27 protein-coding genes are annotated in these 26,990 nt (G+C 28.2%); 14 read left to right on the top strand and 13 right to left on the bottom strand.

Features of this window, described 5'->3' with window-relative positions:
• Positions 1-164: 164 nt before the first annotated feature.
• The 7 genes from ACQ654_RS21100 to ACQ654_RS21070 all read right to left on the bottom strand — a co-directional run bounded on the left by ACQ654_RS21100 (position 165) and on the right by ACQ654_RS21070 (position 8,175).
• Positions 165-1,319 carry a hypothetical protein gene (locus ACQ654_RS21100; RefSeq protein WP_430412326.1) on the bottom strand — a complete coding sequence of 385 codons (1,155 nt, stop codon included), beginning with the start codon at positions 1,317-1,319 and terminating at the stop codon, positions 165-167.
• Positions 1,312-2,064 carry a hypothetical protein gene (locus ACQ654_RS21095; RefSeq protein WP_430412325.1) on the bottom strand — a complete coding sequence of 251 codons (753 nt, stop codon included), beginning with the start codon at positions 2,062-2,064 and terminating at the stop codon, positions 1,312-1,314. The genes ACQ654_RS21100 and ACQ654_RS21095 overlap by 8 nt, the downstream gene beginning before the upstream one ends.
• 181 nt (positions 2,065-2,245) lie before the next feature.
• Entirely contained in the window at positions 2,246-5,122 is a 2,877-nt protein-coding gene (locus tag ACQ654_RS21090; RefSeq protein WP_430412324.1) for a CHAT domain-containing protein, read from the bottom strand.
• A 169-nt stretch (positions 5,123-5,291) separates the two neighbouring features.
• On the bottom strand, positions 5,292-6,128 hold the full coding sequence (locus ACQ654_RS21085) for a hypothetical protein (protein ID WP_430412323.1): 837 nt from the start codon (positions 6,126-6,128) through the stop codon (positions 5,292-5,294).
• On the bottom strand, positions 6,125-6,307 hold the full coding sequence (locus tag ACQ654_RS21080) for a hypothetical protein (RefSeq protein ID WP_430412322.1): 183 nt from the start codon (positions 6,305-6,307) through the stop codon (positions 6,125-6,127). Before ACQ654_RS21080 ends, ACQ654_RS21085 begins: the two co-directional genes overlap by 4 nt.
• A 2-nt stretch (positions 6,308-6,309) precedes the next feature.
• Positions 6,310-7,734, bottom strand: a complete 1,425-nt coding sequence (locus ACQ654_RS21075) for a hypothetical protein (protein ID WP_430412321.1) — start codon at positions 7,732-7,734, stop codon at positions 6,310-6,312.
• Positions 7,735-7,983: 249 nt separating this feature from the next.
• A complete protein-coding gene (locus ACQ654_RS21070) occupies positions 7,984-8,175 on the bottom strand; it encodes a hypothetical protein (protein ID WP_430412320.1) in 192 nt (63 codons plus the stop codon).
• Positions 8,176-8,754: 579 nt separating this feature from the next.
• Here ACQ654_RS21070 and ACQ654_RS21065 point away from each other — a divergent pair.
• From ACQ654_RS21065 to ACQ654_RS21035, 7 genes are read left to right on the top strand one after another with little or no spacing between them, the layout of a single operon-like run.
• Complete coding sequence (locus ACQ654_RS21065) at positions 8,755-9,720, top strand: aldo/keto reductase (protein WP_430412319.1); 966 nt, start codon at positions 8,755-8,757, stop codon at positions 9,718-9,720.
• Between the two features lie 6 nt (positions 9,721-9,726).
• The gene (locus ACQ654_RS21060) at positions 9,727-10,077 is read left to right on the top strand and encodes an FKBP-type peptidyl-prolyl cis-trans isomerase (RefSeq protein WP_430412318.1); all 351 of its coding nucleotides are present in this window, start codon (positions 9,727-9,729) and stop codon (positions 10,075-10,077) included.
• Positions 10,070-10,795: a hypothetical protein gene (locus ACQ654_RS21055; protein ID WP_430412317.1), complete on the top strand. Its 726-nt coding sequence runs from the start codon at positions 10,070-10,072 to the stop codon at positions 10,793-10,795. Before ACQ654_RS21060 ends, ACQ654_RS21055 begins: the two co-directional genes overlap by 8 nt.
• Positions 10,785-11,876 carry a UDP-N-acetylglucosamine 2-epimerase gene (locus tag ACQ654_RS21050; RefSeq protein WP_430412316.1) on the top strand — a complete coding sequence of 364 codons (1,092 nt, stop codon included), beginning with the start codon at positions 10,785-10,787 and terminating at the stop codon, positions 11,874-11,876. The genes ACQ654_RS21055 and ACQ654_RS21050 overlap by 11 nt, the downstream gene beginning before the upstream one ends.
• Positions 11,876-12,469 (top strand): hypothetical protein, encoded by a 594-nt coding sequence (locus ACQ654_RS21045; RefSeq protein ID WP_430412315.1) that lies wholly within the window; start codon positions 11,876-11,878, stop codon positions 12,467-12,469. Before ACQ654_RS21050 ends, ACQ654_RS21045 begins: the two co-directional genes overlap by 1 nt.
• Positions 12,462-15,173 (top strand): SUMF1/EgtB/PvdO family nonheme iron enzyme, encoded by a 2,712-nt coding sequence (locus ACQ654_RS21040; protein WP_430412314.1) that lies wholly within the window; start codon positions 12,462-12,464, stop codon positions 15,171-15,173. The genes ACQ654_RS21045 and ACQ654_RS21040 overlap by 8 nt, the downstream gene beginning before the upstream one ends.
• Complete coding sequence (locus ACQ654_RS21035; RefSeq protein WP_430412313.1) at positions 15,170-15,946, top strand: alpha/beta hydrolase; 777 nt, start codon at positions 15,170-15,172, stop codon at positions 15,944-15,946. Before ACQ654_RS21040 ends, ACQ654_RS21035 begins: the two co-directional genes overlap by 4 nt.
• A 268-nt stretch (positions 15,947-16,214) precedes the next feature.
• On the opposite strand, the gene ACQ654_RS21030 is transcribed toward ACQ654_RS21035, so the two are convergent.
• Positions 16,215-16,373, bottom strand: a complete 159-nt coding sequence (locus ACQ654_RS21030) for a hypothetical protein (RefSeq protein WP_430412312.1) — start codon at positions 16,371-16,373, stop codon at positions 16,215-16,217.
• 147 nt (positions 16,374-16,520) lie between these two features.
• On the opposite strand from ACQ654_RS21030, the gene ACQ654_RS21025 reads away from it, so the two are divergent.
• The gene (locus tag ACQ654_RS21025) at positions 16,521-17,303 is read left to right on the top strand and encodes a hypothetical protein (protein WP_430412311.1); all 783 of its coding nucleotides are present in this window, start codon (positions 16,521-16,523) and stop codon (positions 17,301-17,303) included.
• A 114-nt stretch (positions 17,304-17,417) separates the two neighbouring features.
• Entirely contained in the window at positions 17,418-17,681 is a 264-nt protein-coding gene (locus ACQ654_RS21020; protein ID WP_430412310.1) for a hypothetical protein, read from the top strand.
• Positions 17,682-17,908: 227 nt separating this feature from the next.
• Here the strand turns inward: ACQ654_RS21020 and ACQ654_RS21015 are convergent, their stop codons facing one another.
• From ACQ654_RS21015 to ACQ654_RS20995, 5 genes are all read right to left on the bottom strand, one after another.
• Positions 17,909-19,003 carry a hypothetical protein gene (locus ACQ654_RS21015; RefSeq protein ID WP_430412309.1) on the bottom strand — a complete coding sequence of 365 codons (1,095 nt, stop codon included), beginning with the start codon at positions 19,001-19,003 and terminating at the stop codon, positions 17,909-17,911.
• A 515-nt stretch (positions 19,004-19,518) separates the two neighbouring features.
• Positions 19,519-20,046 carry a glycine-rich domain-containing protein gene (locus ACQ654_RS21010; protein ID WP_430412308.1) on the bottom strand — a complete coding sequence of 176 codons (528 nt, stop codon included), beginning with the start codon at positions 20,044-20,046 and terminating at the stop codon, positions 19,519-19,521.
• A gap of 3 nt (positions 20,047-20,049) precedes the next feature.
• Positions 20,050-20,703, bottom strand: coding sequence for a TauD/TfdA family dioxygenase (locus ACQ654_RS21005; protein ID WP_430412307.1), 654 nt, complete (start codon positions 20,701-20,703; stop codon positions 20,050-20,052).
• Between the two features lie 122 nt (positions 20,704-20,825).
• Positions 20,826-20,981, bottom strand: a complete 156-nt coding sequence (locus ACQ654_RS21000) for a hypothetical protein (RefSeq protein ID WP_430412306.1) — start codon at positions 20,979-20,981, stop codon at positions 20,826-20,828.
• Between the two features lie 555 nt (positions 20,982-21,536).
• Positions 21,537-21,857 (bottom strand): hypothetical protein, encoded by a 321-nt coding sequence (locus tag ACQ654_RS20995; RefSeq protein WP_430412305.1) that lies wholly within the window; start codon positions 21,855-21,857, stop codon positions 21,537-21,539.
• A gap of 308 nt (positions 21,858-22,165) precedes the next feature.
• Here ACQ654_RS20995 and ACQ654_RS20990 point away from each other — a divergent pair, with 308 nt between their 5' ends.
• The 5 genes from ACQ654_RS20990 (at position 22,166) to ACQ654_RS20970 (ending at position 26,691) form a co-directional block, all read left to right on the top strand.
• Positions 22,166-22,927, top strand: coding sequence for a hypothetical protein (locus ACQ654_RS20990; RefSeq protein ID WP_430412304.1), 762 nt, complete (start codon positions 22,166-22,168; stop codon positions 22,925-22,927).
• Positions 22,927-23,559, top strand: coding sequence for a hypothetical protein (locus ACQ654_RS20985; RefSeq protein WP_430412303.1), 633 nt, complete (start codon positions 22,927-22,929; stop codon positions 23,557-23,559). The genes ACQ654_RS20990 and ACQ654_RS20985 overlap by 1 nt, the downstream gene beginning before the upstream one ends.
• A complete protein-coding gene (locus ACQ654_RS20980) occupies positions 23,538-24,290 on the top strand; it encodes a sensor histidine kinase (RefSeq protein ID WP_430412302.1) in 753 nt (250 codons plus the stop codon). The genes ACQ654_RS20985 and ACQ654_RS20980 overlap by 22 nt, the downstream gene beginning before the upstream one ends.
• A gap of 3 nt (positions 24,291-24,293) precedes the next feature.
• Complete coding sequence (locus ACQ654_RS20975; protein WP_430412301.1) at positions 24,294-24,983, top strand: response regulator transcription factor; 690 nt, start codon at positions 24,294-24,296, stop codon at positions 24,981-24,983.
• Positions 24,984-25,266: 283 nt separating this feature from the next.
• Positions 25,267-26,691, top strand: coding sequence for a hypothetical protein (locus ACQ654_RS20970; RefSeq protein ID WP_430412300.1), 1,425 nt, complete (start codon positions 25,267-25,269; stop codon positions 26,689-26,691).
• Positions 26,692-26,990: the final 299 nt, after the last annotated feature.

The raw sequence follows: 26,990 nt of genomic DNA, 5'->3' as shown, positions 1-26,990 counted from the left end.
CATAAACTAAACAAAAACAATATAAATTAAAATATTACAAAATACGTAAGTAAATATACAAAAAAATAAAATGTAATACTCTTTTTTTTAAAATGATTATGCTAGAAGATTTTCTCATGATCTGCAATAAAAAATATTAACTATCTCTTTAAGTATTTATTAAATCATGTAAATTCTTTAATTATTATTCTTTCAAGCAAAAGTACTAACGCAACAATAGAAAAATCTAACATTACATTTGTAAATAAGAATAGTAGGAGAGATACAACGACTAGAGCTAAAACTAACCTAACAGACCCAAAAATCATGTCGACTATCATGTTGTCAATTTTCATTTTTGATATCCAATTTAAAAATCTATTTTTTTTGAAAGGCAATAAACATCTTGAAAATGTTAGAAGTATTAAATAAATAATTATTATTAATCCTAATGATAAATGATTGTCTTTGTTCTCTAAAGATTCGTAAACATTTAGTGTGTAAATGGCAATTGGAATAGGGTTTTCATAAAATATAGGTTTTATTACATCATCACTATTTCCAATTATCACAATTCTATTTTTTACATACTCTTGAAAGAAAATAGTCCTGTTTTCTTTATTAGAAAGAAATGAAAATGTATCAGCTAAATTAATTTTTAATATTTCATTTTCAGTTATTCTTCTTGTAGGAATAAAATCTTTTAAGAATAACTTATTGTTGTCAAAGTGAAAATAATCACATGTTAAACTTAATTCCTTATTATTTATTGTTTCATACATTAGTAAAGGAATAGATTTAGATACTACTTCTGAATTATCGAGTTTATATAAGTTAATACCAGACAATTTAGATTTCTTTGTAAACCTTCTGCCAGAAAGAGTTCCATAGTTTAAGTTTCTAAATTCAGGATTATTCAAAGCAGTTTTATTTGCCGACCGAAAAATAGTTTTATCAAATCGCTCCAATCTTTTACCTAATTTACTATCGTCGGGTGTTGGTGTATCAAAAATTAATGTAGATACGATTAACTTATGTGAATCCTCCTTGTCAATTTCAGATATAAAATCTGTTATCATTTGTCTATTGGCAATAGATGAACCAGAAGGTGTTGAGACTCTAGAAGCGTCTGAAGTATCAATCCAAAGATATTTGTTTGACTTTTCTTGTGGAGTTTTGTTTTCTTGATTATTTACTACCTGATTAATTTTTTCAAAGCTAGTATAGTATCCTTGTAGAAATGAAAATGATCCGTGTTTTTGAATAAAAAAAACCAGCCATAATAAAATTACAGGATTAACTAATAAAAAAAATAATCTTTTATTTTTACTCTTATTCATTATTAAAATTATTAACAACAATTTGGAAATCAGAATAAGGGCAATAAAATGTTTCTATATAGACTCTTATTATATCTTCATAGCTTTTGATATTAGATATTGTGTTTCTAAGGAGGTCAATCTCATGAAGAATTCTTTTGAAATCTTTACATAGATAATAAATATTATAGTACTTTCTGCTTTTTTGTTTTGTGTAATATCCAATTCGTAATAGAGTATTATCATTCAAATTATTACTATTACCGATACTTTTTTCATCGATTACTAAATAACCATCATCATTAATTTTTAATTCATTCTCTCCAATCAATTCCTCTTTTTGAAAAAAAGTAATAAAATGATTGGCATCTCTTAAACGAGGTTTTATAAGTTTGGGGTTGAGAACTTTCTTTTGGTTGACAAACAAGATATTTGAATTAGAAAAGCCTCTAGAAATTAAATCTTCACCTTTCAAGGTTTTATCTCTTTTATATATTTTCAAATTAGATAAACCATCTATGCTTGAATCGTATTCTTTTTTAGAAAAATTCCATAATCTAACATAGCCAACTTTGTCATGCACAATTATTTTATACGATTCGTCCAAGAAAATCTTATCTCCCTGTTTTAAATACATACTATCTTTTTTACTTAATAATTCTACCTTACCGACAACGTCCAATACCAAATGAGTTTTATTCTCTGACACTTGAGAAATCAGTAAATTTGCATTAAATAAAAAGATAAGAAAATAAAAAAACCTCATGAAATTCTAATTTTAAGTGTCTGATTTAACTAAAATTCACTTTTATAAAGATACTAAATAATTTTCTTAATTGTAAGGTATTAGCTTTTAAAAAAGAAAGGTATTACTTGATTTCAAGTGTGTTTTTGAAATTTATATATTTTTCAAAATAAGTTTTCAATAGAAATTCTTGTATAAACTTTTAATTAATTAAAATAAATGGAGCCCAAAAATATGGTTCTGGGTTTTTCTCTTTGAATTTTTTCAAAGCCTTGGCGTAAGCACTTTGAATATTCATTTTTTTTTCTATTAAATTATTATAAAATAAATTCATAAATTGTCTGGTCTTCATATCACTAACTCGCCATAGAGAAACTAACATAAATTTAACGCCTGAAGCCTTAATACCTCGCTGTAACCCGAATACACCTTCATTACCCATTGATTTCCCCAATCCTGTATCACAAGCAGATAGAACTATTAGATCAAGATTTTTTAAGTCAAGATTGGAAATTTCACTTGCAGTTAAGATTCCATCTCCATATTTTTTATCTATTGGTTTACCAGACGAAAGGAATTGATTTGCTCCAGCAAAAGCTAACCCAGACTTTAGCATTGGGTCTTCCTCAGATTCTAATAAACTTATACCAATATCATTTCCAATTGAAAATTCGTCATTTGTTTGCTCTAAAAAGAAGCCATGTGAAGCAATATGAATAATATTTGTAGTAAGTGTTGCTTCTTTTTTAAAAACCTCTTCAGTAGCTTTAGTGCCTAGAAATTTTGAATATTTTATATTATTTTCATCTAGAATTGATGAGATATTATTGATTTCTTTTTTAGTTCCTAGCAATTCTCCAAACCAAAAATTATTATTAAATTTTGTACTATCAGATTTTATTATAGAAGATAAATTGTAATCAATATGACCAAATAATAATGCTTTATTAAAATTAATATTCGGATCATAGTTAACAACTTTTTTGCTGTTACTTAATTGTATTAATTCAAAATTATCAATTAAAGTTTTTTCAGTATTCTCAAATTTAATTGCATTGTGCGCTATAGTGTTAAGCACTCCAATTGGGGAAAAATAAATTGTTTTTTTATTTTTTATCTTCAACAAAATATTTTTCCAAATCAAAGCATATAATTCATCAGAATTTTTCCCAAATAAATCATTAATTTTTTCTTGTTGACTTAAAGAAACATTACTTTGATGTGAGGATAATAATTTATTTATTTCTTCTTCTTTGAAGAGCTCAACAAAAACAGGAAATTCAAAATCATTAGCTAAAATAAAGGCTCCATAAAATATTGGTTTATTATCCGCGTAGTCGAAAGGGTTTGAATATGAAACAAATTCAATAACAGCAGTATCATCATCAATAGATTTTTTTATTGTAGCCCAGCTAATTTCATTATCTAAAATGTTTTGTATGATATTTTCTTTTTCATCTTGAATTAAGAAATATTTTTTTTTCTTATTATATAATTTAGAGTCTCTGTCAGATTTTAAAGTTTCTTGATACTTTAGTTTTAAGTCTGAATCTAAGCTTTCTACAAAATGTTTTTTAATTGTCTTAGATGTATTTAATAATAATTCTTTTGAAAAAGTTATAACGCCGTAACACTGAGCTACTATACTGTCAGATTTAGTATTACGTTTTGAAAGATAGAAAGGTAGAATATTTGGCAATGTATGAGAGTTATAATCTAGAAAAGTTTTTTCACCATACAAAGAAAAATCTACGAGTCCCTTTTTAAAAATCTCAGTATTTTTCTTAAGTAGATCATTTGCTGTTTTATTTTGCCTATTCTTCAAATAGGCAAAAACAATAGGTATATCATAAAAAGAATTTAGTTTTGAAATATTTTTTTGTGATTTTTTACTTAAGAATTTTGGCAGATTATTATAAGTGTAAATAGCCTCGTCATATTTTTCATTTGCAACTAAAGATTCTAAGTACATAATTGAAATTGAAATGTCATAAATATTAGAGTTTTCAGCTAAGATTCTTCTACTTACTCTCTCTGTGTTTCTCATATCTTTTGATAAGAAATATGCTAATACTAAATAATGATCAGCTAAATTATTTTCTTGATCACTTTTTGCTAATTCTTTAATTTTTATAGCAACTTCTATTATTCCTTCATATTTTCTAGTCATTAGTTTCATTGAATACTTGGATACCAATGAATTAAAATTTTCAGATATATCATCTGTTAGAGGTGCTAAATCTTCTAAAGGCTTGTCTCCGAACATCATATCATCTACTATTTTTACTGAGGTTCCTATTTTTGCCATCTTTTTTAACATTTCTAAATTCTTTCCACCTTTTCCAATCGATAGAATATTATCTATTAATTTTTGGTTCGGTTTAAAATCTGGATAATTCCATTCTGAGTATTTAGTATTAGGAGGCAAACCTAATATTTTGTTAAGTTTATTAAATGTACTATCTAATTTACTTTTCATTAATTCTTCTATATTTGGAATATCGTATGAAATTTCATTATCTCTGTAATGATTTTTATCTCCTTTATAATTTGAAGTGCTTCTATCACTAGAGTTCGATATTAGTTTTGTCATTTCCAATTGTCTTTGAATCATTTTTTTAATTGGGTGGTTTTCTCCTTTACAGAGTTCAGAGATTTCATTTAAAAGACTTTGCTTAAAAGTTGAACTAGAATATCTTTCAAACTTTTCTAATCGTTTTTTTATTTTAAAAAAAAGAGATTTTTTGAAACCAGAAATTTTACAGAAATTTTCGTTTTTTTTGAATTCGCTAATAAGCCCTTTTACAAAGTTTATAGCTCCTTCGAAATCATTTTGTTTTCTGTAAATGTCAACTATTTTTTCACAGGCATATTCGTAACAATATGATGATTTTACGATATTTTTGCTAGCTTCTTCTCTTACTTTATTTAGAAGATTCATAACTTTTGAATATTCTTTTTTATTCTCCAAAGTCATGACTTGCTTAATGATCTCAAAGATTTCCTGATCATTACTTTGTGAAAAAGATGTATTTGAAACAAAATAAAGTATTAAAATAAACATATATTTTCTCTTCATTACTTTTATATTTTATAAATGAAAATTATAGTTTTGTATAACTTGTAACAACAGTTATGTTGAAGGATTACTCGCTTATTATAAGCAGAGTAGGAGAAAAACGTAAGAGATATATAAGATTTCGAAAAAAAAGCTAATAACTAAAATACAGTCTTCATAAATTTATAATCTAATTATTTTTTATACAATCGCAACCATCAAGATGATACTTTCTAAATAGGTATTCTTTCTCACCTAAATATTCAATATATGTTATTCTCAATGATTCATCAAATGTATCAACCTTTCCTCTATAATTAAAATTAGCCTGCTTAGTTGATAAATGCATTATTATATATCCATGTTTTTTTATTTCGATAATTAGATCTGTATGCCCTTTGTGCTGTGCAGAACATTCAAAACCTCTAGAGCGTTTTACACCGTTAGTTTTATACATGATCAAATCTTCAAATTTATTGGCTTCAATGCAATGGTGAACACTTCTATTTTCACCCTTTTTAAGAAGATTCAGATATTGTTCCTTTAATTCATGACCAATAAAAGCACATATTGTAGTTCCCCAAACTGGAGTTTTTTCTTCTTTGTACATTAAACTTACTTTATCTCTTTTATTGGCGTTAAAATTATTAGAAAGTAAAATAGGCAGATCAGGAAACAGTCTTAAATCCAAGATGTTTATATTTATTTGCCCTAAAATTCCAGTCCCTTCAACTAATGGTATTGAATTAGTTTTGTAATAAGGATTCAGTTTAATTTTCGAAATCTTTTTTTTTCTGTAACTAGAATCTATTTCTTTAATAAATTTTTGTAAAATTTTGCTATCATCATAGCATTTTTTAACATGAAAAGCCATTAAATAATTAAGCACGGAATCTTTACCTTCATATGTAATTCCTTTTGAAACAGAATAATATTCTAACTTTTTTAAAGTTAATTTGCTGAATCCAAAATCCTGAGCATTTACAGAAAAAAGTGAGAATAAGAGTATAAAGATAAAGCTTTTCATTCTAGAATTTCGGTAGAATGAATTTGAACATTGTCTACCCAAACATCAAGAATTTTAATACTATGAGGTCTTGTAACTCTACTCCTGTGTGCTTTTGCACTTCGTACTGCATCAGCTCTTCTTACATATAGACTACTTGCGAAATTATGCTTATAACAAACGGCTTGGTAATACATCATAATTAGTCAGTTTTAGGTTTAAAAAAATTAATAGGAAAGGTTGCTGATAAGCCAATAGTATTTCTTCCTATTAAACTATCATTACTATCAGCGGTGTTGAAAAGATCATTAAAACTATAGAAAATCTCAAGATTTAAGAACGATGATGTGTCATCAAATTTTCTAAAAGGTAAAACAATCCCTGTCCATATGGAACTAGTTGGCTTGTTGTTTTCTCTTATTAATACTATAGGGTTTAAATGAAATGCAAAACTATTAGTATTAGAAATTTTAAAAAACCTATAGTAATCGAAAAATACTTTTAACTCGCTCAGATCATTTTCAAAATCACCAGCAAATACACTCTGCTCTGAAAATGATTCTCGATTTGGATTGGTAGATACTTCTTCAAAATCTTTAACCTTAATATTATCGAGCGAAGTCAAATTATTTCCTAATTTATAGCTAGCTCCAGCTGACCAATATGTGTCCTTGTTAGAGAAACTCTCCCAATTATAATGCGAAATAGCGATATTAAATTGATGAGTTAAAGCTTCTTTTTTCTTGACTTGATTAGTAAAATCTAATGATGAGTCAAATAGCTTAAATCCATCATTTCTAATACCATAACCAATAGAAAACCAAAATAGACTAATTCCTTCAACTGCTTGATTAATCACTTTTTTATCATTCTCTATTATGGCTTTATCATATTTTTGTTCTGTTTTTTCTAGCTTTGCTTCAAAATACTCATCATTTTCTATTTTCTTTTTTTCTCTATCGAATAATATTAAGTCAAGTTCAATTTTATCTACTTCATAAAGGAGACTATCTATTTTAAATTTCAATTTTTGTATTGGATTTGTTTTATGTCTTGCTAAAACTGTACTAAGTGAGTCATTAATTACTGCTTTTTTAGTTACAGCCTTATCAATTTTAATTCTTAAATCTAATAATTCTTTTTTATGATATATAGCTATTGTATCAGTTCTATATTTGTCTTCAGCTTTTTGAAGCTCATCTTTTAGTTTATCTCGTTCAAATGAATTTCGCTTGATCGTATTATTTGAAAAAGGATTAATAAGGATATGATACGTTAACTTTCCAGAGATATTGGTATTCAAATCACCATTATTAAAAAAACTTGTAACACCTTCTGTTGCTCCTCCAGAAGCTTCAATTGATATTATGTTCCCTTTTTTATTTAAAATACTAGCAGAGAGGCTTAAAGACTTATCAGTTGTTTTAATCGATGCATAGTTGCCTATATTAGAAAAAGTGTTGCCTGTAACTAATTTTGAAAATTGTAAATTGAGAATTTGCCTGAATTCTTTATGGGTAATCGAATCATTATGTACGAAGGCATCAATTTTATTTTGTTTTTCCTGAGCAGACATAGAAGTAAGCAATAGTGAAAAAGCAATCCCAGCTATTAGTTTTATTTTCATCTGATTTAGTATTTATTAGATATAGTATCACTAATTATAAAATTAGATGAAAATATCTATTAATAGTTTTTTAAGTTTTCAAAACCTTTCTGTACATATAAATTAATCCTTGTTTTTTTCATTATTGAAAACCTTTTTTTATAAAGATTTTTTCCAATATATATACAATATTCAAATAAACCTTACGGAAAGCCGTAAGCAACATGTATTAAAGCGCTTGAGGTCAAATAAATAGACGGAATCAAAATTTTAGGAAGCGATTAATAATGCAGCGTGTTCTTCTGCAAACTGGCTGATAGCCTTCAAATCCTCCACCAAAAAGTTCGAACTTTGAAGGTTGGGAGTTGAAATTAACTCACTGATATTTAGTGAGTTATTTTTTTTCTTATGAAAGCTTAAATAAAGGTACTCCCTTAATCTAATTCCTAAAATATTTTTCATTCTAATATATTGAAAATCAAAAAACTTATGGTTTAGTGATCTCTGCATGTAATTTTGAGGGACTAAATTTGTTGTTTGGCTGTTAGTTTTTTAAAAAATATATTGATTTATATGTAAGCATTTTGTAAACTGCATATTTCAGATTTTAAAATAAGACTTTAGCTTTGTAGTATATATAGAAAGGACGGGGAATGCATGTTATTATATCTACCTAACTTAGAAACGTAAGATTCTCTTTCATAATGAGGATCTTTATAATCCTTCTCAAATGTCATGTTAGGAATATTAGAATATAAAGTTTGTATGATCAAAACGTTTTAAATATCGGATGGTAGAGTTCAATTTTTCTGATAAATAAACAAAGTTATTTATTATTCTAGCGGACTGTCCTTTTTCATAATACTCTTTATTCTTTTTTTATCATAAAATATATATCTACGATAAATCGATAGTCAATAATTAATTTTTTTTTGGTACACCTCAGATTTGATAATTGTTTTATTCTAGAAATAATCTTATATTTAAGAAATAACTTTCGTTAATTGGAGTTAAAAATTGTTAAATTAAGTAATGGATATCATGAATTTTAAAAAAAAAGTAGGTCTGGGGACATTTCCTTTTTCGAATGTTTTTTCGGAAGTAAATCAGAATATAGCAGAAGAAATTGTAGATGCCTTTATTTTGAATGGAGGTGAGTACATTGAAACTGCACCTGTATACCCACAAAAAAATGTTGATTTAGGTCAAATATTTAAAAATTATAATAGAGACAAACTATATATAGCGAGTAAATGTGTTACTGGTGTTGGAAGTAATGGGGAAAAAATGCGTTCAGGAAAATGGAGTCACTTATTATTTCAAGCAGAGAATGAATTGAAAAGACTAAATATTGATAAGTTAGACCTATTACAATCTCACATCATTCCATCTGATATTAGACTTGAAGAATTAGGTGAAAACTTACAAAAGTTGAAAGATGAAGGTTTTACAAAGTCTATAGGGGTTTCTAATGTTGACTTGTATTCGTTGAGAATTCTTAATCAATGTTGTGATTTGACTTTGGTTCAGAATCGTTTTTCTTTATTACACCAAAGCTCCCAAAGGCAACTAGAGACATTTTGTTTGAATAATGGTATTGGACTTAATCCTTTTCAAGTAATAGAGAGAGGGTTACTAACTACTAGACCTTCAAATAATGGAAATTGGAACGAAAACGATTTGCGAAGTAAAAAGTTTGAATATAATAATGAACAGTATTTGGTAATAAGAAATTGGGCGGAAAAAGAATTGATTCCTTTAGCAGAGGAAACAGGTGTAAGTCTAGAAAAGTTAGTGGTTTATTGGGTTGGGAAACAACCTGCAGTTAAATTATCTGTTATAGGAGCGACAAAAAAGGAGCAAATTCTTGCTCTCATGAATGAAAGAGTTGATTTAGATGATAATAAAGATATTTTAGAGAAGGTTAATGAGTCTTATAATAATATTTGCTTAAAAATTAAATCAAAATATAATTTAACAATTGAAGAATTTAGAGGTTTAGTCTAGTATATCATGAAATGTGAAGATATAAAAATTTCAGATGGTCCTATAGTAATGGATGGTGATGAAATAGAAATTTATTATAGGATAGCACTTTCTAAGGAGGATTTTGCAAAGGGGAAGTATATAGAAGAAACTTATAACCCTGATATCCCTATAACAATAGTTTTTTCGAAACAAAATTTATTACCAGGTATATATGATGGTATAAAAGGGATGAGATCAGCAGGATCTCAAAGGTGTTTTGAGATTTTACCAGAGAAAGGTTTTGGTAAACGAGGTTGGAATACCATTCAAGAGAACACAACTCTATTTGTTGAAGTATGTTTAGCAAGAATAAAATCTAGGAATATTGATGAATAAAATATCTGATAAAGCCTTTATAGGTGAAGGTGTTGTTATTGGAAAAAACAATGTTATCTCTCCAAATGTTAGTATTATTGGGAATACTGTAATTGGAGATAACAACTATTTTGCTCCAGGCGTAACAATAGGGTTTCCAAGTAGACAAATTGTAAAACCTCGAAAGTGGGAAAAGAACAAAGTACTTAACCCAAATAATAAAGTAGTTATAGGTTCAAATTGTTCTTTTTTTGAATATTTATCTATACACCCATCCTTAAGTGCGGTTACGTTAATAGAAGATAATGTTTCAATAGGATCTTCTTCACACATTGGACATGATTGTCATATCAAAAGAGATGCTATTCTTTCATCTAATGTTTCTTTGGCTGGGTATACAATTATCAGTGAGTATGCAAATATTGGTTTAGGAGTAAGTTTTCATCAAAGATCAGTTGTCGGAGCATATTCAATGGTAGGAATGAATTGTGCTTGTAAAGGTTATGTATATCCCTTTTCTGTAGTTGTTGGAGTTCCAGCCAGTTTTTTAAAAATTAATTATATAGGGTTAAAAAGAAATGGATTTTCTGAAGACCTAATTAAATCGATTGAAAATCATGTTTTATTGAATTTTAAACTAATTGATTCGTTTAAAAAAGTTGTACAAGATTTTGAAGTTGATTGTCAAAAATATAAAAATAAGAAACTTAATTTGAGAGTTATTAGAAATGAACTTTAAATACTTATTAGTTACAGGTGTTAGGCCACAATATATAAAAGCAGCTGGATTAGTATATATTTTAAAAAAAGAAAAAATCCAAGAGAATCAAATCGTTATATACGATACGGGACAACATTTTTCATCTTCAATGTCAAAAAAAATATTAAAAGAGTTAGACTTGAAAGTGATAAAACCGAAGACGTATAATAAAAAGGATGATTCAACTATAATTTTCACAAGATCATTATCAACTTTAGTTGGGTTTATTGAAAAAAATGGGCCATTTAAAGTTATTGTTTTTGGAGATGCTAATCCAACATTAATAGGGAGTCTTGCAGCATATTTAACAGGGATGCCATTAATTCATATTGAGGCTGGCGCTAGACGGAAATTGGTTGAATTTGAACATTATAACTCTCTGATTACTGATGTGTTAGCTGATTTAAAATTATGTTTAACTACCCGTGCATATAAGTGTCTCATAGATGAGAAAAATTCTTTAAATGTAATTAAATCGGGAGATATTTTTTATGAGTATTATCAAAATTTAATTGTAAAGAATAAAATACAAAGAAAGACGAGTAATGTGAAAAAAAGAATATTAATTTCTTTGCACAGACCATATAATTCGAATTACAAAATTTATAAAAGGTTTTTTGAACTAATGGGAAAGATTAGTTATGATGTTATGTGGATTATTCACCCAAGAAATAAAAGATTAATCAAGCAAGTAATTAAAAATGGACAAAAAGGAAAAACAATAAAATTTATAAAGCCTTTGTCTCATATAAAACTTTTAGAAGAACTATCGAAAACGGATATGGTTATCACAGATTCAGGTGGGTTGGCTAGAGAAGCTTATTATTTTAGAAAACCTATATTAATGAGAAGAGACAATTCAGGTTGGCCAGAATTAAAAACGATTGGTTGCTTGGACTATATAACCTCAAAAGATTCAGATGAAGAAGTATTATTAAAAATTCAATGGGGTATGGCAGTTGAATATGAAAGTAATAAGAATATTTTTAATGATGAACTAGGAAGGAAAGAAGGTATTAAAGCGATTTTAAACATAAAAAAATCTAAGAGAATATGTTAATGTTTTACTTAAAAAAAATTTGGATTAGTGTTTACCTTAGGTGGTTTCTAGTAGTATTAGTTTGTGTTTTAATTTTAATTGATTATTATAATTTATCCTTATTTCCAAGAGGAAGAGTGGATATTGAGAATATAGGTTCTATAGGTGGTTGGATTAGCGGTATGTTTACTGGGGTAGCAATAATCATTGCTATAGAAAGTTTAAAAACAACAAAAAAGGATTTGAATTTAAAGTATGAAAAAGATGATCTGAAAGAACTTGAAAACAAAAGCAAAGTATATTCTTGGGTTAAAACGATTAAAGATCCTGTACATAAAAACATTATTGATTATGAGTTAACAATGTTTAATGATCTTAAAACTCCTTTATATAGTTGGAAAGTTTTCATCATAAAACATGAGCATGTTAATATTTCAGGTGATTCGTATGGATTAGTAATGCCAAAAGATAAAATATCTTTAAAGTTAAGTTCATTATTAGATGTAAGTATATTAGAAGAGGTAGTATTGACAAAAGTGTTATTTGAAACTGAAGAAGGTACAAAAGTAATTAGAGATCATTATGGAAATGTAAAGCGTGTGGTTGATGAATGAAAAAGAATCAAAATTAAGAAATAAAGTAAAGCAATATTATGTTAAGCTCTATGATAATTTAGGAGTCATTAAGAGAAATAATTTGTACCCAAATTTAAATGCTTCATCCATGGAGCTGATAAATTTATTCGTCTCTTTGAGGTCAAATTTGCAAATAGATGTGGAAATAGAGGATGACAAAATAATTAATTTCATCGTGAATGATACTTCTTCAATGATTTTTGAATTAAAGGAGGAAGGTATCTGTTCAGAATATAATATTTTGTATAATGATTTCATTTATGATATCAAGAGTAAATTTGAAGACTTTTTATTTAAAAATTGTGAATTGCCTTATGGTTTAAGGTTAATTAAAAGGCCAATAATAGCATCAACCTTGTGGAGTGAAGGGATTAAAAAGAGAGTAGCTAATTTAGAAGTTATTGCGGCATTACATTTATTTAAAAGAGTTGTTTTATTAGGTAGTCCAGGGAGTGGGAAATCTACAATAGCTAAAATTTTAGCCTGTTCAAAAATATCAAACGTAATTGATGCTACCTTATCAATAAAATATGAAAATATAAACACTTGGACAGAAAGAGATGTTGTTCCTATTTATACTGAAGTAAAAGAGTTGGTATCTAGTGATTTATTCCCTCAATTGGATGAACGGGCATCTTATAATCACTTTTTAAAACATCTGGAACGTAAGATTACAATGGAATCTGACTCTGATGTTTGGAATTATATTAAGGAAAAAATCCAGGAGGGTAAAAGTATTTTAATCTTTGATGGCTTGGATGAAATTATGGTTTCAGATAAAATAGAAGATGCCCTTGAAAAACGAAGGGATCAGATAATATCATTAATAAATTCTTTAAATAGAACTTTCCCAGATTGTAGAATAATTGTTACGTCAAGACCAGCTGGATATTCTGGATGGTCTCTAGAAGGGTTTGCTGTTTTAAGAATTTTACCTTTAAATAGTTCGGAATCATTAAATATCATTAAATCAATATTAATGCTAAATGTTGAAAATAATAAAGAATTGGATTCTAAATCCAATTTACTTTTAGACCATTTAGATAGAATACCCACTAGTTTAAGACAACAACCTTTATTTGTTGTTTTGTTATCGTTATTATTTATAAAAGATCAAAGGTCTAAATTACCAACTGGTAGAGCTGCTTTATTAGAACATTCAATAAATTTATTGATGCAAAATTGGTCTTTGAAAAATGAAAATAACAAAACTATAGAAGATATATTGAATTGTGGAAAGGATAAAGTACTTCTATTATTGCAGATTATTGCTTACAAGTCTTTATATCATGAAGAAGGGGATGAACAGGAGTCAGAGAATATTCTTATAAATAGGAACATCATTCTTGATGAGTTATACGAAATAGCTCCTAATATTGTCTCTCATAAAATTTTATCATTTATAAGTGAAAGAACAGGAATATTATCATCACCGGCTCAAAGAAAATATAGATTTGCACATAGGCTTTTTGCTGAGTTTCTTGCTGCTTCTTATCTTCTTACAAGAGATAACTATGAAAATCAAATTACTTCATTGCTGAAAACTTCATTTCAGACTTGGAAAGAAGTGATAATATTATTGTGTGACATTTTAAATAAGAATGGTAAAAAAAGAGAGATTTGGTCAATTATTGAAGATTTATGTTTATCCGATATGGAAACTAATGATAAAAATTTGGTAATTTCAAAAATTATAATTGATCAAGGTTTAAAGGTAAATGAAATAAGTGATAAACCATCTTTAAAGACAATTGTAAAAGAAGTTAAAAACTCGTTCTACAACCACAATAGAGAGAAAAAGTCAAGCCAAGTATTAGATATATCAAAAGCACTAATGAATATTGGAGATAATAGATTTGGTGTTGGTTTAGATGAAAATGGGATTCCTGAATTTGCTTGGTGTAATATAAATTACAAGAATGGCTTTGTCGGTTTAGATGAGGAGTTAGTGGAAATTATTAAAAAATCTAAGAGTGAAGAGTGGAATTTTGACAGAGAAATCCCTGGATATGAAGTTGATTTATTTCCTTTCCAAATGTCTTATTACCCTGTTACCTGTAAACAGTTTAACGTTTTCTTAAATAAGGGTTATACTATTGATAAATATTGGACGAAGGAAGGAATTAATTGGAGAGATAATTTTGGATCAACTAGATTCTTCACTTATGATAAAGATAGTTACCCTCAAAATAAAATAAGCTGGTATGAAGCAATTGCATTCTGCAATTGGTTTAGCGACATATCAGAAGAAACAATAAGACTTCCGACTGAAATAGAATGGGAAGTTGCAGCACGATCAGGAAAGAAAACTATTTTTCCTTGGGGTAATGACTTTAACTTTGATAATGTGAATACTTTGGAAAGAGGTTTTCATGAATTACTTCCAGTAGGAGCTTTTTCTTTAGAATTAAAACCTAAACAAAAATATCCATTTGATATGGTGGGGAATTTATGGGAATGGTGTAGTAGTGTAGTTGAAATAATTGATGGAGATTTGTTTAAATATCCTTTAGACAAAATAGCAATACGTGAAAATTTGGAATTGGGGAATAAATATATGAGATCTACCAGAGGTGGTTATTATAATGCATCACTTTTACGTTCAAGATCTTCTTATAGAGGGAGGGATATTCCAAGTATTCAAGTAGAAAGACAAGGTTTTAGAGTAGTTAAATCGATATGAATATAAAAATCATTCACAAAAGATTACAGGTTAGTTTCAATGAGGCTTTGCACTTACAAGTAAGAGATAGTGCTAAAGGTAAAAACAAACCTTTAATAATATTTTCTCATGGGTTTATGATTAATGGTCTTGAGAATCATCGCCTTTTTATGAAAATTGCTAAATCATTAAATTCTTTGGGATATAGTACATTGTTATTTGATTATCGAAATTGCGGTTATAGTGATGGTGACTTTAATGATTTCAGAGCATCAAAAGCTGTTATTGATTTAGTAAAAGTTTCTAAATGGGGTATTAATAATTCTACTAATAATGGCAAGGTGTCAATTATTTCGCAGAGCCTGGGGACACTAATAACAATCAAAGCGATAGAGAAGATTAATGAATTAGTAGATAATATTGTACTTTTAAATCTTTCAGGGAATAATGAAAAGAGATATCCCAAAGTATTTGGAATGAAAATATTAGATAAAGAAACTTTTTTATTTCCAAAAGGATATAAAGTTAATCCAGAAATGTTTTTTGATATATTTGAATTTAATACTCTAGAATTAATAAAGTTTATTAAATCTCCTATTCTTTTTGTAAACTCTGGTAAAGATAATATTGGAGATTTGGACGTTTCAAGAAAGGGAATTGAGTCAAGTATTAACCCAAAGAATAAAAGAGTTATAATAAAAAATGCAAATCATTTCTTTTCAGGAAATGATCAAGTTATGTGTCATTTAATTAATTTAATTCAAAAATGGCAGTCTAGCTTTTTGTATTCATGACCCTTAGCATTATAATATTCCTTTTGAATTATTTACCTATTTAGAATTATTGGTGTTGGGCATTTCGATAATAGTTTTAATTTATATTGTTCAAAATTACTTCTTAAGAGAGGATTCCAAATTTTTTGCAGATTAATGAAACGGTATATCTAGAAATTTTAAACAAAAAGAGGTTTTAAAATAGAAATAAGAAACAATACTGTAAAAGCAGTTTGGAGAAACTTATCTTTTAATAAAACTGAATTAGAGCAAATTGCAGGAAATTCTATTAAATTGATTGATCATTTCCCCAATATTTGTTCTTAAATTTTTCTAGACAAATCTCATGACTTCCCAAAAGCGCTTCTTTAATATTGTAGTCATTATATTTCGGATTTCGATTCCCCGAATATAATTCAGCTAATAATTCTTGGTACGTAACTTCCATAATATATTGTGTTTAAGATTAATAATAATGTAAAACTATCAATTATAAACGTTCTTCAATTTAGGGTTTTTCCTAGTTAATAAAAAGAAAAATCCTTTTTTGCTATATTGATAACCCTAGTAATATCCATTTTCACTTTTTATAGTTTTGGTTTTAAAAGAAAACTATATAGACTTAGCTCTTCAAGTAACTTCAAAACAAGTGAAGAATCCTAATGAAACTTTTTTTATAAATATTGATCTTACAATAAGCGGTGATAATAAAGATTCAAAGAAAATAATGATCAAAAGAGTATCTAAGGAACTCGTCATTAATTCCAATGAAAGAAATATAGAAGTTCGATTTCCTATAAACAAAGATTCAATTAAAAATAATGATGTGTTGAATTTCAAATTTGCTTTAGCTAAAGCAGACAAAAGTATTAGTTTAACTCAAATGACACATGATGTTTTTGTTACTGATACTAAAGATGAAAACGCTTATCAAAAAATAAAAGAAAGAAAATACAATTTGCATATAGGAACAAACTTTGATTTAAAAGACAGGTTTGAAGCGAATAGTTTTTATTCCGAAATAGATGTGTTTCTTCCTAATTTAGTTTGGAAAAAATGGGGATTAAGAGGCAGAATCTATAAAAATAATAGTGTTTCAACACTAGAAGAACAAGAAAGAGATTTACTTCTTGTAGAAATACAAGAAAATTCAATAACGAATGATTCTTTGACAATTGTTACACTTCAAGTTTCTAGCACTCCAACAGTTTCTTATGAAAACTTAGGATTCTATGCGGGTATTCTTTTTACTATAAAAAAGCACAAAGAAAAAGATTCAAGCTTTGAGATATTTGCATCGTTAAATTTTGAACTAATACAGCGTAAAGAAAAATATACGTATGAAGATAAACTTATATTTCCACTAGAAACTGCCTAAGTATCGCTAGATTCTTTAGCTAATAATCTAACGCTACAAAGAGAAATAGCAAGTAATAGAACAGGAACCAAAACCAGAAAATACTTTAGTAGTTATATTGGTATTGGATTTCCGATGCTGTATAATAATAAGCATATTCAAGTATTGCTCAATCCTACTTTTGGTCTAGGTCATTCAGGATTTCCTATAAGAGGAAATGATGGTAGTAAAACTTTTAGTTCTATTCAGTTTTCCCTAATGGAGAAAAAGTTCGGAATAAAACTAAGTGGAGATATAAGACGTTATTGGGGTTTTAGACAAGACCCAATCATTACATTGAATCTCTCAAAGAGTTTTGACTTAACTAACATATTTGAAAGCAATCAAAAAGGAAAATAGAATCTATAAAATTTGTGATTAAGCGTCTTGTGCATGAAAAGTAACGTGTAAAAAGATACTAACTTTTCGTATTAACATAGAGCCGAGTTATCATATTTTATTTCAAACAGTCAGTTAGTTCTTCGCCAGTCTTAAACTGCTTTAAAAACTCGTCATTAGATAAATCTTCTTTCTTCATATTTGTATAAATTTAAAACTTACACAGTTTTCGTTCTAGTACTGTATTTTTATAAGTTACTACTCATTATTTCATCATAAATATGAAGCTTTAATTGTCTGTCTGATGTATTTGGTTCTAAGTAGGATTTCATATCCTCAAAAATGGAATCTAAATCTTTAAGACTTTCATCCGAGTATATCAAAGAATAGATATTATACTTTTTAAAATATTTTCTCAATTTAGAGATTTCTTTTTCAAAATTTCCACTTGCTTCTTTGTTGACTGCTTTTTGAGTTTTCTTCTTAACTCCCGTTAAATTTCCGTGTGTTGACCAAGGTGATAATTCAAAGCCAATTTTATTTAGATCTGTACTTTGGATAATAGTGAAGTCTAACCTATGTACGTGTTTTTTTGTTAATCCTTCATAACGATATTCAGGAATCAATAAAGGAATTTCATTTGGAGAAGAATGATTTAATACAAATTCGGAATATTTCTCTGCAATTTTAATTTCATAATTAGAGCCAGAATTTCTAACAATCACATTTTTAAAGAAATTAAGATATTCTTCTATTGTTTTAAATTCAAATTTACTTTCACTAAAAGGAACTAACAATCCAGTCTCTAAAATATGACCAATACTCCAATATTTTTTATTAAAATGCCTGATTTCACTTTTATCATTCTCCCAATTGTCTCCGTTAAATCGTGGAGTTATTAAAATTCCATAATTAGCATTATTTTGACCAATCCAAATTTCAGATTCTTCGATTTTAGGTCTAGCTTTTGTATAGGCATTGATATTCCTCAAGAAAGTTCTTTGTAGGAACAAGTATAAATAATCTCTAAAATCCTTGTTGAATTGAATTGATTTGAATATGTAATATTTAGAGTTTTCGGTTGTTCTAAAATGTTTAGGAATTTCGCTAACAGATTTCTTTAATCCACTCAACCACTTGGTAACATATTCTTCTTCCGAATTGATTATTTCATTTTTAACATCGATGAAATATTCATTTTTATGTCCTATGAGTCCGTGTAAGGATTGAACTGTTTTTATTCCAGTTGAGTTTAAGACAGCAGGTAAAAGAGTTTTTAATTTTAAAGACATTTCCTTGTTTCTCTTATTGATTGCTGTCTGTCTTGGGTCTCTTTTTGCCATTAAATTGCTGTTATTTTTATTGTAACTAAACCTTATTTCTTACTTCAAAAATTTGACTTCTAAAGCTAAATTAATTCTGATTGAAATCAAAATCATGAAGCATTTAATAATGCAATATGTTCTTCTACAAATTGGCTTATTTCTCTCAAATCCCCAACCAAAAAGTTCGAACTTTGAAAGTTCGGGGTCACAAAAATTGTAAAAACCTGTAATTTAAAAGATTACAGGTTTTTTTGTTTTATACCCGAGCGGATATTTTTGTGTAATGATATGATATTTAAAATATTTAAGAGTTAGATATTTACTAATAAAGTTGTTTATTACTTTTATGGCAATACCCACTAAACTGTGCAGGTTTTACAAAGTCATGATTTTCTTCTATCAGCAAGCTAACTTTCCCATAACATACTAAAAATTGTATATAGTTAGGTTTTGTAGTATTCTATTTTTTTTAAATTCTTTGAGTAATACATAAAATCGATTAATGGAGATAGAATATTGCTCTTTTGCCATTCCTATTTATCAGACGGGCAAGCATTCCAACATCTATTTTCACAATCGTGCCAACACTTATTGTGTTCGTCTCTCGCCATTTCTTCATCAAACAATTTCAAGTATAAATCTTTAGTATTCTCAAAAGAGTTTTTCAAATCTTCTGCGTCTTGTTCTCCACGCATTCCAAAATAAGGGTAATGATGCATATATCCACCAAACAATTTATCACAATCTTTATGATAAGCTCTTGTATCTAAAATATGATAGTGCCAAGTTTGATCCATTATTTTATTAGGAACAATTCCTTTACCGTATTTCATACAAAGGTTCAAGTATCGTTTATATTCAATTTCGGCACTATCAACTTGTTCAGCAGTCCATCCCATTCCTTCTTCTGGGTCTTGTAATTTTTGTTTTAGAAGTTCCAAATCTATTTCAGCCACTTCAGGGGTAATACTTTTGGCATTAATTAGAAATGAAATTCTTTCGGGACTAATTGGGTCTGGGAGAATTAGTTCAGTAGCTGTGTGAATAACTGGATTTTGCATAATTTATGAATTTTGATTGTAAAAAGTTCTTGTTGCTTTAAAGTCTGGATTTAGCCAATATCGTTTAAGAAATCGTTCGCCTTTTATTTCAGTTCTTCCGTGAAAAATTCTATGATTATCAACTATCAGAATATCAGATTTTTCAAGTCGTAGTTTTGTGTAATTAGAATTTTGAATTAGTTCTCGCCATTTTTTAAAGACAGGAAGTTGTCTATATTTTTCTCGTGCCAACCAAAATGAATAATAAAATCTTCTGTTTCCGTCAATCTTTCTAACTATTGGATTAGAATTTCGGTTTTCAGGGAACATTTTATGTTCGTAAACGTGAATCTTTGTGAGTTGAGCTTTTTCATCTTCATTCAACAAGTTATAAACTTGTTCTCCATCACAAAGAATTGAATATCCACCTTCTTGGGCTGGCTTATGACAATACCAAATTATGTATTTGGCTAAATGATTGTCTGTATGAAAATCTAAAAACTTATCAGACGTTACCAAACTTTTACTCTCGGAATTGGCAATAACATCTGTTTCGTTAATTACATTTCCTAATTGTTTCAAAATTTGACTTAACTCAAATTCGGTCTGACTTGGTAAGTGAACAAAGCCCACTTCATTAAGTTTTATTTTCCAATCAGTCATTGTCTGTGTTTTCATTTTTAATAAAAGATTATGCTTAACAGGAATTCATATTATTTTTTATACCTGAGAAGATAGTTCTATGCAGAACTTTGATTATTAAGTATTTATAAGTTAGGTTCTTTGCAACAATATTGTATCTAGTTATTTTTTTCTGCTTCTTTAAATAGTTGATCTATAATTCCCTCGTATTCTGATGATTCAAACTCTGCTTCGGTAATAAAGTCTGTAAATGATTTGTCTTTCATCCATTCGGGTTCTTCCAATGGATAACCTCCAAACAGGCCTAAAGCCATATCAAACCTCATTTTACTTCCCTTTACAGTCATCTCATCAAAATTCGAATGAGTAAGCCATAACTTCATTCTCCTTTTGGCCTCAACATAAATTTCAATTTTTCGGTCTGAGGATATTTTCAATGACATTATTTTTTTGTTTTTTAAATTAGTCAAGAAGTATTAGGAACAGAAATTTTTCTGTTCCTAATACTTATAAAAAAGATTTAATCTAAAATACAAGAGAGATTTAAATAAATTATACGGAAAACCGTAAATGAGAAATTATATTTCTAAGAAACATTCAATAACATAGAATGTTCTTTAATAAACAACCCAATCCTTTTCAAATCCTCCATCAAAAAGTTCGAACTTTGAATGTTCGCGGTCACATCAAGCAGGAAATCCGCACGAAAGTGTGGATTTTTTGTTTTCGGAAAAATAGAAGGAACACTTCAAAAATTTAAAGAAAACAAAAATGCAATGCAACGCTTGAGGATTTTTTATTTAGAAATTATCAATGTATTTTAGGATGACACATTGATATAATCAAAAGTCTATGTTTAAATAATAATGTCAATTTCTCTGGGTTATTCTTTCATCATATTTTGCAATAAATGAGTCTACCTTTTCATCATTTATTGTACCATTTAGATTTAAAACATTTTGTTCTATGAGCCATTTTATAAATGATCTATTCCAATAAGTTAGTCTTGTTTCTAAACTTTTCTTTGATTCAACAAAATATATTTTCTTGTATCCTTCTCTAATATTACTTACAACATTGATTATTTCTTCTTTTGTGTTTAGTTTATATATCACATACTCGGTCTTGTGAGATTTTTTCTCATAACTTAAGGTTTCTGTTCCTTCGATAAAAATTGTTCCTCTTTTCAATTTAACCTTTTGTGCATGACAGAATAAAGAAATGAGTAACAATGATAAGAGAATTATAAATCTATTTTTCATGCTTTTTCAAATTATTTAAAAGTTATCTTACAATCTAATGATATTTTCTGTATTATAAAAAATTACATCTTTCAAAAAACAAATTAATCTTCCGTAAATCCTCTACCAAAAAGTTCGAACTTTGAATGTTCGCGGTCACTACAGAAATTTCTTTCTATAGAAAAGCCCTGCTATTTAGCAGGGCTTTTTAATTTAAAAAAAGTAAATTTAGATACTTATTAATTTTACACATAAAAATGAATAAAACGTATCTTAACTACACTCAAAACTGGCAAAATCTATTAGACACAAGGAATGTATTAGAAATTTCAAACCATTTAAATTCAGGTTTTTCATTTCATATTGATCGGAAAGAATATGAAAAAATGAAAGCAAAAAATCCAAATTATGTACATTATTATTTTGGAATTGAAGACGGGAAATTTAAAATTTTAGTTATTGATGACGTATCAGATAAAGAAAGCGCGCATGATTTTGTCTTTGAAAAAGAACTCTCTAATCATATAGGAGAATTAGAATCTAGAGAAGTATTAAAATGTTATCAAAACTTAGAAGTAGCACCAAATGCTAACCAAGATTATTTGCTTCCATTAGTAGAAGCATTGAACAGAAGTTTCCGTTGGAAAATGTTCTCACACAATTGGTTATCTATTAAGTATAAAGGTTTGCGTAGCAATGAAAGAATCTATTTTCCAATGATTGCAAACCCATTTGAAGATTTAGTTGGGATTTTTGAACCTGAAGAAAATGGTAAAACGACAAAGTCAGACTATGCACATCATTTTTTTGGCTTAAAACGTATTAAAGATCGAGAAGCAAAAGATGAAAATGGTTTACACTATGCAGTATCAAAAATGTCTGATTATATGATTGATATAATTGTCACAAACATAACTGACTCAGACAATACAAAAGAGTATTTTGCAGATCGTTCATGTTTATGCACAGATCATAAATCATATAATAAAGAAAAATATTCGCTGTTACCTGACTATTAATGACAACCGAAACGTTAATTCAAATTATTAAAATTACTCCCTTAGTTATATTATCAATAGGAACGCTGTTGTTGGTATATAATAAAAATTACAAAGGAATACTATTCGGAGTAATTGGGTTATTAGCCTTAGAAGTGTTTTCCTTTGTGTTGACACAAAAAAGTAATAGTGATCATTTGTGGACTTTTTATTTCTCTGGACCTCTGTATTTACTTTTAATTCACAGTATATATGATGGATTATCTTTATCATTTTTAAATAAAAAATCATACAAGATTATGATGAGTATTGTATTAATAACAATGCTTATAGGAATTGTATATATTCATGATGAAAATCCAAACTTTGTACTTCATTATACAGCAATCATAGAACTATTAGTACTTCTATATCCAATATTTTATTTTGTTAGATTAATGAAACAGACGATACCGTATAATTTTAAAGAATTTATTTTACATGCTATTATTTTCCTATTCTTTTCGTTGGAAATCATTCTATTCGTCATGCTAAAATTTCTCTTGGATAACAATATACTTAGTGATGTGCGTATTGGGCTGTTTAGATTCTTTTTGATTCAATTATTTTATATTTCATTAATTTACTTTGGATGCAAGTTAGGCAAGAAATAGAAGGTACCGAGTTTTGGATGTGGTTTGTGATACTGTTCGTAATGGGCTTGGTATTTTTTATTATTATACTCATACGATTGTTCTATAAAAATATACTCAAAAAAGAACAAAGACTTAATGAGAATAAATTAGAGTACCAAAAAGAATTATTAAAGACAACCATTCTTACACAAGAAAAAGAAAGAAATAGAATTGCTCAAGATATACATGACGGATTGGTTTCACAGTTAAATGTCATCAGGCTTTCAAAAAAAGATGATGAGAAAGCTATAAACACAAAACTGAAAGAATGTATAAAAACGGTGCGACTTATTTCACATGATCTAATGCCGCCATTTATAGAGGAAACTTCACTGCAAGAATTACTTCATAAAGTAATTAATGGCTTGGGATCAGATAGTACAATTAAAACACATAAAGTAGTTCTTAGTAAAGATGAAATAGATGCTAATACAAAGCTTCAATTATTGAGAATTGTGCAAGAAGTCACCACAAACATTTTAAAACATGCGGAGGCAAATCAGATTATATTTCTATTGCGAATTACTAAAGAATACATTGCGTTAAAAATTGAAGATAATGGTGTTGGATTTGAAGATTCTAATTCGAAAGGATTAGGGTTTAAAAACATTACAGCACGTACGCAGTTATTAAATGGAAGTTATAAATTTAAAAGTATTCCAAATATCAGAACGTGTTTTTTATTAAAAATGCCAGTAAACAAAACTTAGTAGATGAAAGATAATACACTTACAATCAATATTGCAATCATTGATGATGACACGATGGTAGCAAATTTATTAGTAGATTTTTTTGAACGAAACAGTACTATTAAAACACTGTATACTGTCAATAGCGGAAATAGTTTTTTAGAAAAACTAAATAATCATGTAACAATGCCAGAAGTCATTCTTCTTGATTTACGCATGAACAATGGCAGCGGACTAGATGTTTTGGAAGCACTTTCTAAAAGATCAGAAAAACCAAAAGTTATCGTCATGTCCAGTCATTATGATCCGTATTATATGGGGCAAATGTTGAAATTAGGTTGTGATGCCTTTTTACCAAAAGAAATAGATCCTGAAGAATTAATTGAAGTTATCTACAAAGTACAACAACATGGACACTATTTTTCAGAAGAACAAATAGTAAGTCTACGCGAACAAGTATCTCCCAAAAGCCCTAAAATTTATCTTGATTCAAAAGATAGTTTGTCTGAACGAGAATTAGAAGTATTGCAATTAGTGTGTCAACAATTGACGACGAAAGAAATTGCTGAAAAATTATTTATCTCACCAAAAACAGTAGAAATGCACAAAAGCAATCTACTTATAAAAACTGGAGTTAAAAACTCAGTTGGACTTATCATTTACGCCATTCAAAACAATCTAGTTGATCCAAACACTCTAATACTTTTAGATTAATTAAGGTTTCATATTAATTTTTACAATTACAAAAAGGAAGTTGTCTTCATATAAGATAACTTCCTTTTTTTTGTGTTTAATGATTTGATAAAAAGGCTTTTATGTTTTTTGATTGACATGTTATTCTTTAGCAAAAAAGTGGCATCGGGAATTCCCTAGTATTTTAAATACGGTAAAAGCCCTATAGATAGGTTTGTTGCTTCTCTTGATATTTGTATCAGACAAAAGGCGGAATTCGAAAAGCCTAAAATAGAGTAGGAACCATTTTTAAATGTAAGTTATTATGCCATCAAAAAGAGTCGATTTGTATACTTTTTCCACGAAAGGATTTAGTACCCAAGGAGTAAAAACAGTATATCATAGTTATAAATCTGATGAACATCACAAATATCCATATCGAACGAACTATAAATACAATAAAGATCATTATGAAATGCCTGGGTATGTTGTAGGTGAGAATGATCGATTAAGTTTAGAGTTTTACAAAGGAAGTAAGCGTGTCTATGAAAGATCAATACAAGTGTCGGGAATGACAGGGAATATTAATGATGAAGATATCAACAATTTAGCTATTCCTTCAATAATTCACAGTGATTTTTGCGCATCTTTTGGTTTATATTATTCAGATTCAGGAACAATGGCAGGGCTTACCAACGCTCACCAATTTTATGGAACGATTTCAGAAAATCAGAGTAGATGGATGGAAAAATTATTTAATGATATTGGCACTGATAAGTATAAAAATTTAAAACTATCAGACATGATATTACCTGGTTCACATGACTCAGGAATGTATCTCTCTCAGCCAAATCATTATTTTGCGGCTTTCGCCAATACACAAAAAGATTCCATAGGAAATCAATTAGCTTTAGGTTCAAGAATCTTTGATTTTAGACCAGGAAAGTTAACCGATGGTTGGGCTCTTAGGTTGTATGCAGATGGTCTTCCATGGTATTTAAAACTATTATTTGGAATGGTTGGTATTGGAGGTGCTGCCGCTTTAGAATTAATATTTCAAAAGTATAAAAATGAGGTAAGGCATATACATGGAATTGTTCCTGGAGAAACATATCATTCCACATTATCTCAAATTGTTAATTTTTTAGATAAAAATCCTAAAGAAATTGTAGTTATTAATGCTGTGTCTAACGGCATAGCAGATGCAATAGAACTTGCTACAAAAAAGGAGTTGGATAAAATCATGGCTGATGTAATTAAACAACACGACTCTTCTTTAAAAGTTGGAGATAAATCTTCTTTAAAAAAATCAGTAGAAGAATTAATCAATACTCAAGAAAGATTAATAGTTATTGGAAATAATAAAATTTTAGGTGCTGGAAAAGGAATTAAAGTTAAAGGCTCTTATAGTGATAAACAGTATCAATCATCAAACTCTAAAAACGTAATAAATGCAATAAAAGATCTTAACAAAGATTCTTGGAGCGGAAAGGACCTAATAGAAATGTCATTGCAATTAACCGCAACCGCAACAAAAGGCGGAATGGCAAGAATCGGAACAGGAAATTTCCAAGCTACTTCGCCTTTATTTGCTACAAAACCTGCTACTGATATGCTTACTTATCCTTGGATAATGAATAATAATATCAAAAAAGATAATCAAGGTGCATTGGTTGCTGCATATAATGACTTTTATGATCCTGCATTAACAGCCGTAGTTGTGGAAGCATTGAAAGAAAAACTTAGATGATTTTAAACGACAATTAATAAAGTGATGTGTTCTTTTACAAACACGTTAATAGCCTTTAAATCCTCAATCAAAAAGTTCGAACTTTGAAAGCTCGCGGTCACAAATGAATCAAAAAAGATTCAATATGAAGCGAGTTTCAAAAATGAAGCTCGCTTCTTTTTTTGCAACGAAGTAAAATATTGTTTTTTGATTCTCAACGCGGAGCGTTTTTAGGATCATGAAATAATCCTGCCATGATCACAAATAAATAGAAAGCAAGCTGAAATAAATAGTTTGCCTTATTGTTTTAGTTTATTTTT

This window comes from Kordia sp. (assembly GCF_965283645.1).
GTDB lineage: Bacteria > Bacteroidota > Bacteroidia > Flavobacteriales > Flavobacteriaceae > Kordia.
Note: the sequence above shows the minus strand (reverse complement) of the source record. Positions and strands in the feature narration are given on the sequence as shown.